The organism is Cryobacterium sp. Y62 (assembly GCF_002929785.1).
Classification (GTDB): domain Bacteria; phylum Actinomycetota; class Actinomycetes; order Actinomycetales; family Microbacteriaceae; genus Cryobacterium.
In genome coordinates this window covers 48,084-57,018 of the sequence record NZ_PJJK01000098.1, presented here as the reverse complement: position 1 = coordinate 57,018, position 8,935 = coordinate 48,084, and the positions used below count along the sequence as shown (strand labels likewise).

Sequence of the window (8,935 nt, the reverse complement as noted above, 5' to 3'; positions counted from 1 at the left end):
TTTCGGGTCATGGTGTTGATCCTTCCACTGCCGGAACCGAATTCCAGCAAGTCAGGTGTCAACTAAACCTTCAGCAGTCCCTTGGAATAGCATTCCACTTTGCGTAGGTATGAAATAAGGGCGACGTGAACGCCGGGCTTGGACACTCTCGCCTGTCTATGACTGCTACATGCGATCCTGGGCTGTAATCAGGGCGGGTTCGATTCGACCTGGTTCGAGTGACGCGTCACTATCAAGATTCCTGAGCTCTGCCCCGTCTGGCCCCTCATAGCTTCTGCCCCATCCTGCTACCACGGAGAAGACCATGATGGCTGTTAGGACGAACGGGTAAAAGGCGCCGGTTAAGACTTGGAAAATACTCAGCTCTGGAACACCTTCATACCCTTGGGTATTGAGGCTTGCAACGAGCAGGAAAGAGCTCGCGATGGGTACTACAACGCCCACACCCATGGTGAAACAGTCCATAATGTTAGATCGACGATATGGATGCAGCCCAACCGTGGCACCGATCCTGTCCGTCACTGGCCCAGCGAACATCATTCCTGGGCCATTCAATCCTGCAAAAATGACCGTCGTAATAATCGACGTGCCGGCAATCATGCTCTCAATCCCCCGAGGGCTTCGGCCGAAACGTGATCCGGCGGCCGCGGAAATGATCTTGTCAAAAATCCCTGATGCTTCGATGATTCCAATCATCCCGAACACAGCAACCAGCAGGCCAATGAGTGGCAACATACCAGACAAGCCATCCACGAGATAACCGGTGGGGACACCATCTACCGCGCCCAGCACACCATTGATATCGACAAGGCCTGTGGCAAGGCTCAAGGCAGTGCCCAAGGCCATACCTACACCGACAGCAAGGTAGAGATCCCGCTTCCAAAATGCAATGGCGATAAGCACAGCAACGGGAATAAGCATGACTAGACCGAGGGGGTCACCCATGCTCTTGTCGGATGTGCTAGCGGTATTCCCCTGCGTCATCAGACCGAAAGCCAAGAACATAATTGCGCTGATCCCCGCTGCTGGTAGCGCGTAGCGTGTTCGCGCCTTTACCACTCCACCGATCTCTGCATTTCCTGCCCGGCGGCGATATTTTTGCGTCGTTGCAGAAATAACCGTAGTGTCAGAAATCGGTGCCAGGTTGTCGCCAAAAATGGCCCCTGAAAGGATGGCCCCCGCGAGCAGGACAGCATCTGCACCGATTGCCACTCCTGAAGCATACATAATGGGAAACATCGTGAACATTGTCCCTAAGGACGAGCCCGTGGCCATCGCGATTGCGCATGTAATCAGGAACGTGAGCATCACGAAAACGCCACCATTGACGTGTCCAATTTCGGCTAACCAAATAAAACCTTGTGAAACGCCGGTTGCTTTGAACATCTGACCAAGCATCCCCACCAGAAGCATCAGCAGCAACAACGTCGCAGATGTACGAGATGCAATTCCGGCGATGGCTGCGTCCCAAAAATGCTGTTGATTGCGAGCAAGCCACGAACTGGCAAACAGTCCGATGAAGCCTGCCACAGCCAGACCAGTAAGGTCGAAAACCTGGAATACCACAAAGAAAGTGATACTTGCTGCGGCAAGGATAAGTGGTCCGATAAAAGCCCCTGCTGCGCCGATATAATACCGAAGAAGTCCTCTCGGGTCATTCTTGGAATCGCGGTCAAATGATTGAGGCACAGATTTTCCTTTCCAATTGACGCTGAACAAATTTATTGCTGAACGAACGATGGTGAAACGCTTCAGGGCCGGATCACGACATGGGAGACAAACCAATTTGATGCGAGCCGCGGCTGTAGAGCCTCCTATCACGGACCTCCGCGGTGAAAGGGGCGGAGTGCCAGTCTTGTCCGTCCACGGGCACCACGTCGGTGTGGCCCGAGAGCATCACTCCACCGTGGGTAGATCCGTCCGCGGCCGAAGGCGTGGCAAAGGGGTTGGCCTTGCTCTTGTCGCTGGAGGGGACCACCAGGGGTTCAATTCCCAGGGAACGCAGGTTGGCATCGACGTCGTTGATCAAGGCTACGTTTGAGCATCGCCTGGTGGTGTCGAAACCGATGAGTGTGGAGAGCCAGTTGAGGCCGCGCGGGGCGCGGACGGAACTCATTGGCGGCCCCGTTCCATGTAGCTGCGTAGTCGGGCCACGCCGTCGTCGATGCGGGGCAGTTCGCTGGCGAAGCACCAGCGAAGATAGCCCTCGCCCTCGGGGCCGAACGCGATACCAGGGGCGAGCCCGAGGCCGGTTTCGGAGATCAGGTCGCGGCAGAATGCCAGCGAATCAGTGACGCCGGAGACTTTGAAGAAGCTGTACATGGCCCCCGGTGCGGCGGCCGCCAACTCGATGCCGGGGATGGTTAAAAGCTGGGTCTGCAGGTGGTCGCGGGCGGTCTTTAGTCTCGCGAGGGTGCGCTCGATGACTGGTTCGCCATAGTTGAGGGCATGTTCGGCGGCCGCCTGGATAAATCCAGGGGTGCAGGTAGTTGAGAATTCAAGGAGCTTTCCAATTTCGGGCAGGGTCTGCTTCGGTGCCACGATCCAGCCGATGCGCCAGCCAGTCATGAGCCAGGTCTTGGAGAATGAGTTGCAGCTGATGACTCGGTCTGCCTCATCGGCAATGTCTAAGAAGGTGGGGGCACTGACGCCCTCGAAGTAGTAGCGCTCATACACATCATCGGAGATGATCCAAATGCCATTTCGACGGCAGTGCTCCAAGATGGTGCGCTGGTCTTCCACATCGATAACCCAACCGGTGGGATTGTTCGGGGAGTTCAGCATCAAGGCCCGGGTATCGGGGGTGAGCTTGTCAATCAACTTCTGGACATCTAGGTTCCAGCCTGTGGCTTTGAAATCCAGCGAGACTGTTTCTACCCGTGCGCCGAGCACCTTGGGAATTTCCACCAAGTTTGGCCACAATGGTGTTACGGCAACCACGTGGTCGCCGTAACCGACGACAGCCTGGACCGCCGTCATCAAAGCTGACGTTCCGGAGCTGGTGACGGCGATTTGGTCGACTGAGCCACGGCCGTGCAGGCGGGTGATGTAAGCAGCCAGTGATTCGCGTAAAGCAGGGGTTCCTAGAGTCTGGACGTAGAAGACGTTTCCGGCATTGATCTCACGAGTGGCGACGTCGCGGATGTCCTGCGGCGTGGGCTCGTCGGGTTCGCCGAACCAGAAGGGCAATACGCCCGCGGTGCCGATGGCGGCGTTGGCGACCTCGCGGATTGCCGAGGAACGGAGCTGCTGGACCTGGGTGCGAGCCCTGAGGTCCCAGCTGGTAAGAGCTACCGGGAAAGACATAGCGTTAGCTTCCTTTCGCCCGCGGTCTGGAATGGTCGCCGCAGTTATGGTTTGACGGACATTGCGAAGCCCGATCGAAATATTGTGCTTAACTGTGAATCACGTGATGATCAAATGTCAATAGAAAAGCAAATAAACCTAATTTTCGAAAAGTATTGAAATTGATTACCTTTCAAATGTAAGGTCATGTATGGAACCTCGTTGAGGCCATGAAACGAAGGAATGTAAGCATGGACGCGACAACGGAAATGGCTGAGCAGCATCAGGACGCCACGGCGAAGGGGCGGGCGCCACTAGGGAGTCTCCGGCAGGCTATTCGCCCGGTTCCCGACGAGGAGAACTATGATGCCGTGGACATTGCACTATTGCAGCTGCTTGCCACTGATGCTCGCCAATCCCAGCGCACGCTGGCCCGCCATGTTAACATGTCAGCGCCGGCCGTGGGGGAACGCATAGCCCGCCTGGAGAGGGTCGGTATTCTCCAGCAATACACCGTCCAGGTCGACTGGGCACGCTTAGGCTACCCAACGGTCGTCTATCTGCCGGTTGTTGCCGTCGCCGGCACCGACATCGGGCTACTGATGAATTCCCTCACCAAGCTTGCAGAGGTTGAGGACATCAACGTGGTTTCTGGCGCCTATGATCTCCTGGTCAGGATCCGAGTACGGAATCATAAGCACTTGACCGAGATCTTACTCGAGGCCATCTGGCAGATCCCTACCCTCCAACGCACCGAGACGCTGCTTTGCCTGGCCGAATCCAAACAGCAATCGTTCACGGAGAAATTGCTCGGCCAGCTTCATGAACGCATCACCAGCTAGCCGCCAACACAACCAAGTTTTCGAGGAGCCCACTAGTGCGTACAAACACAATCAAGCAGTCTTTGACGAGCCGAACCCCCACCACCGGCGCCTGGCTCACACTGGGTTCCCCAGCCGTGGCAGAGGTCATGGCTCATTCTGGTTTTGACTGGCTGGTCATTGACCTAGAGCACGCCCCCAATGATCCGGCCAGCGCCACCGAACAGTTACGTGCGCTAGGGGCTGCACGCGAGGCCGGGGCGCGGGCCGAGGCTCTGATCCGCATTGCCGAACTCAACCCGGTGCTAGTCAAGCGCGCCATGGACATCGGCTGCCAAAGCATCATTGTCCCGAACGTCAATACCGCAGTGCACGCCGAGCTCGCGGTTCGGGCGATGCGCTTCCCCGACGGAGGAAACGACGGTATTCGAGGGGTCGCCGGACTGGTGCGCGGCGGAAGATTCGGGCTAGATCCGGAATACGTAAATGGGGCCAACGCCCAAGCGTGCACCATTGTCCAAATCGAGTCGGCCGAAGCACTGGGCAATGTAGAGGAAATTGCTGCAGTTGAAGGTGTCGACTGCCTTTTCATCGGCACCGCAGACCTCTCGGCCAGCATGGGCCGACTCGGCCAACCGACCCACCCAGCGGTGCGGGAGGCCATTGCTCGGATCATTGCAGCGGCTCACGCGGAGAATAAGTCCGTCGGAGCATTTGCCGTGAGCGTCGAGGATGCCCGGTGGTACCGGGACGTAGGCGCTGAATTCATTGCCCTGCATTCGGATGTCGCTTGGCTCGCGCGGGGTTCCATGGGAGCACTGACTGACTTGAATGCCTGAAACCTGTCTTGGGTGACCTCCCGTTCAGGACTTCGGACGGCGCTGATGGTAGTAAGCCATAGGATCCTTAGTTCTCGGCATAGACACCTGACATGGCAGAGCTCTTCTGAAGTGCCACATCGTCCTGGCAGGGTTGAGAATGTCAATCTGATTGAGTCCCACCCTGGTTTGGTGTTGCATGGCGGCTAAAATCCGCCCTGCCAGAATCAGACGCAGACCGTCCCGCGAAGAGTTCCCCTCACGGAGAGTCGCGGCTCACCACCCGATGGTCACGCCATGGTTTAGTGGGGTCATGCCAAGGAATATCGAAATCAAAGCCCGCGTGTCCAGCCGCGGGACGCTACTTCCGGTGATTGCATCCTTGGCAGACGCAGGGCCCGAGCATGTTGCACAGGACGATACCTTTTTCGCGTGCCCCATCGGCCGACTCAAGCGTCGGGTTCTTGACGCACGGCCCGAAATCTTCCTTCTACGTCCATTCAGAAACTGCTGACCCCGACGGATTGCGTTCAGTCATGGCTCTTGCCTACGGCGAGGCTGGGGTGGCTTGTGAATTAGTCGAATATCCGACGCTAACGCGTGTGGGGTGTGGCGTTCGGTAACGATCGTTCGCAAGACACTTCGGGACAGGATCAGTACGTCGCGAAAACATGGGGCGGTTTGTGTAATGCTTGCCGTGTACGCGCCTCTATAACGCGCTACCGGGTTGGTAATATGTTGCCGGCATGCGAATTGGATATGGCCGGGTCTCTACCCGGGACCAGCACCCCGAAGCCCAACACGACGCCCTAACCGAGGTCGGCTGCAAACAGGTCTTCCTCGACACAGCCTCGGGAACACTCTCCCGCCTGCCCGCACTCGACAAGGCCCTACTCTCCGCCAACCGGGCCGGCGATCAAATCGTTGTGACCAAACTCGACCAGCTCGGCCGGTCGCTGGACAACCTCATCGAGTGATCCAACACCATCCTCCAAGAGCGCGGGGTTGATCTGGTGGTCTTGGACCAGGGCATCGACACGTCCACCATCACCGGGCGGATGTTCTTCCAGATCCTCGGCTCCATTGCCGAATTCGAACATGCCCTGATGTCCGAACGGACCCGCGACGGACTCGCCGCGGCCCGCGCCCGAGGACGGACCGGCGGACAAAAACCCAAACTCGGACCCCGCCAGGTCAGGCTAGCCCGTGAGATGTATGAAGAGAAAGACGCCACCGGCAAACGGGCTCACACCGTCGCGCACATCGCCGAAGAATTCGGCGTCACCCGGCCCACAATCTACCGAGACCTCGCCAAACCCTGATTCGCGGCCGTTCACTTCCTTCGGGCACCATCGTGTTCATGATGCTCGAGTGATCGGACTCCCACGGGCCAGTGGCCCGCTGGATGAGCACGCCCCGAGCCTTCTTGAGCAGGTTTGAGTCCCGCACCGCGGACAGCGAGCGCGCGGTGGTGGTGCAGGAAGCGAACCGAGTGGCGTCCCGATCCAACGCCGACTCGTAATTGGCGTGCGCCACGATGGAATGCCCGGTGAACGGGTGCTTCTCGCCCCTTGGAAGACGACTTTGACCCCGCCTTCCCGGTAGTGGTCGAGGTTCGCCGCGCCGACTACCACTGGGTTGCAGTCCACGATGACGTCCACACCATGGAGCAGGCTGTGTATTCCTCAAGCGACGCACTCCGGCCGCTGCCATCTTCGAGGATTTCTCCTCCACCGAGGCGTAGACGGGATGCCGAGCGTCACCGCGGTCTTGATTCGATAGTCGGACACGACGTCACTGATCATGACGAGTTCGATATTGGATTGCATACGCACAGCATCTGCGACGTGCTTTCCTATGACACCGTATGCGTTGACGGCGACGCGCACAGTTCTAGGCTTATTGAATCCTTCCCAGGGGGACGATGCTTCTCGCACAACCGCATATGAGCGCCGTCCGAGAAAAAACAGGAAAACGCCTTCTCGGCTATCCTTTTGAAGCAACGGCGCGTTGAATGAATTCATGACATGCACCGTCGCAGATCAACTCGTTGGCCAACTCCTGCAGGCCGGAGTGCGCCGCATCTACGGGATCGTCGGCGACAGCCTGAACCCGATCGTGGATGCGGTGCGGCGAACCGGCGGGTCGGCCAAGGGCGGCATCGACTGGGTGCACGTGCGCAACGAGGAGGCCGCCGCTTTCGCGGCTGGTGCGGAGGCGCAACTCACCGGAGAGATCGCTGTCTGCGCCGGAAGCTGTGGGCCGGGCAATCTGCACCTGATCAACGGTCTCTATGACGCCCACCGCAGTGGCGCCCCGGTTCTAGCGATAGCCAGCCATATCCCCAGTTTCGAGATCGGCAGCGAATACTTCCAGGAGACCCACCCCGACCGCCTCTTCGTTGGCTGTTCTAATTACCGCGAACTGATCTCCACCGCGGCGCAAGCTCCGCGGGTGGTCAACTCCGCGCTTCGGCATGCGATCAGCCTCGGGGGTGTCGCGGTGATCAGTCTCCCGGGCGACATCGCCGAACAAAGTGCCGTCGGCGTAGCGCCAGACCTGGCTCGTCCGGGTCGGCCCGCGCTGGTACCTGCCGACACCGACGTGGTGGCTCTCGCTGATGCCATCAACGAGTCAGAGCGGATAGCGATCTTCGCCGGAGCTGGGGTGGCCGGCGTCCACGATGAGGTCGTGGCGTTCGCTGACCTGCTGGCCGCTCCCGTCGGGCATACCCTACGCGGCAAGGAATGGATCCAGTACGGCAACCCCTTCGACGTGGGCATGACCGGCATGCTTGGCTACGGTGCCGCGCACGCCGGCATCCACGACGCCGACCTCCTCATTCTCCTCGGCACGGACTTCCCCTACGACCAGTTCCTGCCGGACGGTACAGCTGAACGGATCGCCCAGGTGGACGCGAGAGCCGAACACCTGGGCCGTCGCGCAAACGTGCACTTCCCAGTGCACGGCGACGTGGCATCCACCATCGCGGCCGTGACTCCTCTTGTCGCGCCGCGCAACGATCGGCGATTCCTCGACAAGACCCTGAAGCGCCACGATCGGCTACTGAACAGCGTGATCGACGCCTATGCGAAGAACGTGGACACGAAGATACCGATCCATCCGGAATTCGCAGCTTCCCTGCTCGATGACCTCGCGGCGGAAGACGCCATTTTTGCCGCAGACACCGGCATGTGCAACGTCTGGCAGGCCCGCTACATCAACCCGAACGGCTCACGGCGGCTGATCGGCTCCTTCCTGCATGGGTCGATGGCTAACGCCTTACCCCAGGCCATCGGCGCCCAGTTCAGCTACCCCGGCCGGCAGGTGATCGCCATGTGCGGCGACGGAGGACTGTCAATGCAGATGGGCGAACTGATCACCGTTGCCGCCAACGCGCTGCCAGTGAAGATCATCGTCTTCAACAACTCCACTCTCGGCATGGTCAAAGTCGAGATGCTCGTCGACGGTTTCCCTGATTTCGGCGTCGATATGCCCTCCGTCGACTACGCGGCCGTGGCCAACGCTCTCGGGATCTTCGGCCAACGCGTAGAGAAACCCACCGACATCCGTTCCGTCCTCGAAGCCGCTCTCGCGCATGACGGGCCGGCACTCGTCGACCTGGTCACCGATCCAATGGCGCTCTCGCTTCCGCCAACGATCACCGGAGAGATGGTTCGCGGTTTCGCGCTGGCTGTATCGAAGGTGGTCATGAAGGGAGGAACGGGCGAGGCAGTTAAACTCGCCAAGAGCAATCTGCGACTACTTCCTGGCCGCCGTTAGATCGGCCGGTCGACCAGCCGGAGTCGCAAACGCGCTCCTCGAGTCCATGCACGGAGCCGGACCGATTCTGGACACGATCACGACAGATTCGCGTGACGTCCGGTGCAACGGGCAGTTCTACTGGCCGTCAGAGAGCAATTTTGTGGCCGCCTATGCGTAGCTTCTCATGTCTACCGACACGGGTCGCCCAGTCAATAGCTGTCAAGGACGCGCCGCAGTGCTGGTTGA

At 59.1% G+C, this 8,935-nt stretch carries 6 protein-coding genes and 1 pseudogene; 4 read left to right on the top strand and 3 right to left on the bottom strand.

Features of this window, described 5'->3' with window-relative positions; translation table 11 throughout:
• Positions 1–165: 165 nt before the first annotated feature.
• The 3 genes from CXY71_RS07430 to CXY71_RS07420 all read right to left on the bottom strand — a co-directional run bounded on the left by CXY71_RS07430 (position 166) and on the right by CXY71_RS07420 (position 3,306).
• Complete coding sequence (locus CXY71_RS07430; protein ID WP_158253013.1) at positions 166–1,689, bottom strand: Na+/H+ antiporter NhaC family protein; 1,524 nt, start codon at positions 1,687–1,689, stop codon at positions 166–168.
• 73 nt (positions 1,690–1,762) lie between these two features.
• Entirely contained in the window at positions 1,763–2,116 is a 354-nt protein-coding gene (locus CXY71_RS07425; protein WP_104135008.1) for a M20/M25/M40 family metallo-hydrolase, read from the bottom strand.
• Positions 2,113–3,306 carry a pyridoxal phosphate-dependent aminotransferase gene (locus CXY71_RS07420; RefSeq protein ID WP_104135007.1) on the bottom strand — a complete coding sequence of 398 codons (1,194 nt, stop codon included), beginning with the start codon at positions 3,304–3,306 and terminating at the stop codon, positions 2,113–2,115. Before CXY71_RS07420 ends, CXY71_RS07425 begins: the two co-directional genes overlap by 4 nt.
• A 230-nt stretch (positions 3,307–3,536) precedes the next feature.
• Here CXY71_RS07420 and CXY71_RS07415 point away from each other — a divergent pair, with 230 nt between their 5' ends.
• From CXY71_RS07415 to CXY71_RS07395, 4 genes and pseudogenes are all read left to right on the top strand, one after another.
• Complete coding sequence (locus tag CXY71_RS07415) at positions 3,537–4,127, top strand: Lrp/AsnC family transcriptional regulator (RefSeq protein ID WP_158253012.1); 591 nt, start codon at positions 3,537–3,539, stop codon at positions 4,125–4,127.
• A 35-nt stretch (positions 4,128–4,162) separates the two neighbouring features.
• Complete coding sequence (locus CXY71_RS07410; RefSeq protein WP_104135005.1) at positions 4,163–4,945, top strand: HpcH/HpaI aldolase/citrate lyase family protein; 783 nt, start codon at positions 4,163–4,165, stop codon at positions 4,943–4,945.
• A gap of 725 nt (positions 4,946–5,670) precedes the next feature.
• Positions 5,671–6,246 (top strand): annotated as a pseudogene (locus tag CXY71_RS22605) (recombinase family protein).
• 700 nt (positions 6,247–6,946) lie between these two features.
• Entirely contained in the window at positions 6,947–8,707 is a 1,761-nt protein-coding gene (locus tag CXY71_RS07395) for a pyruvate dehydrogenase (RefSeq protein WP_104135004.1), read from the top strand.
• The last annotated feature ends 228 nt before the right edge of the window (positions 8,708–8,935 follow it).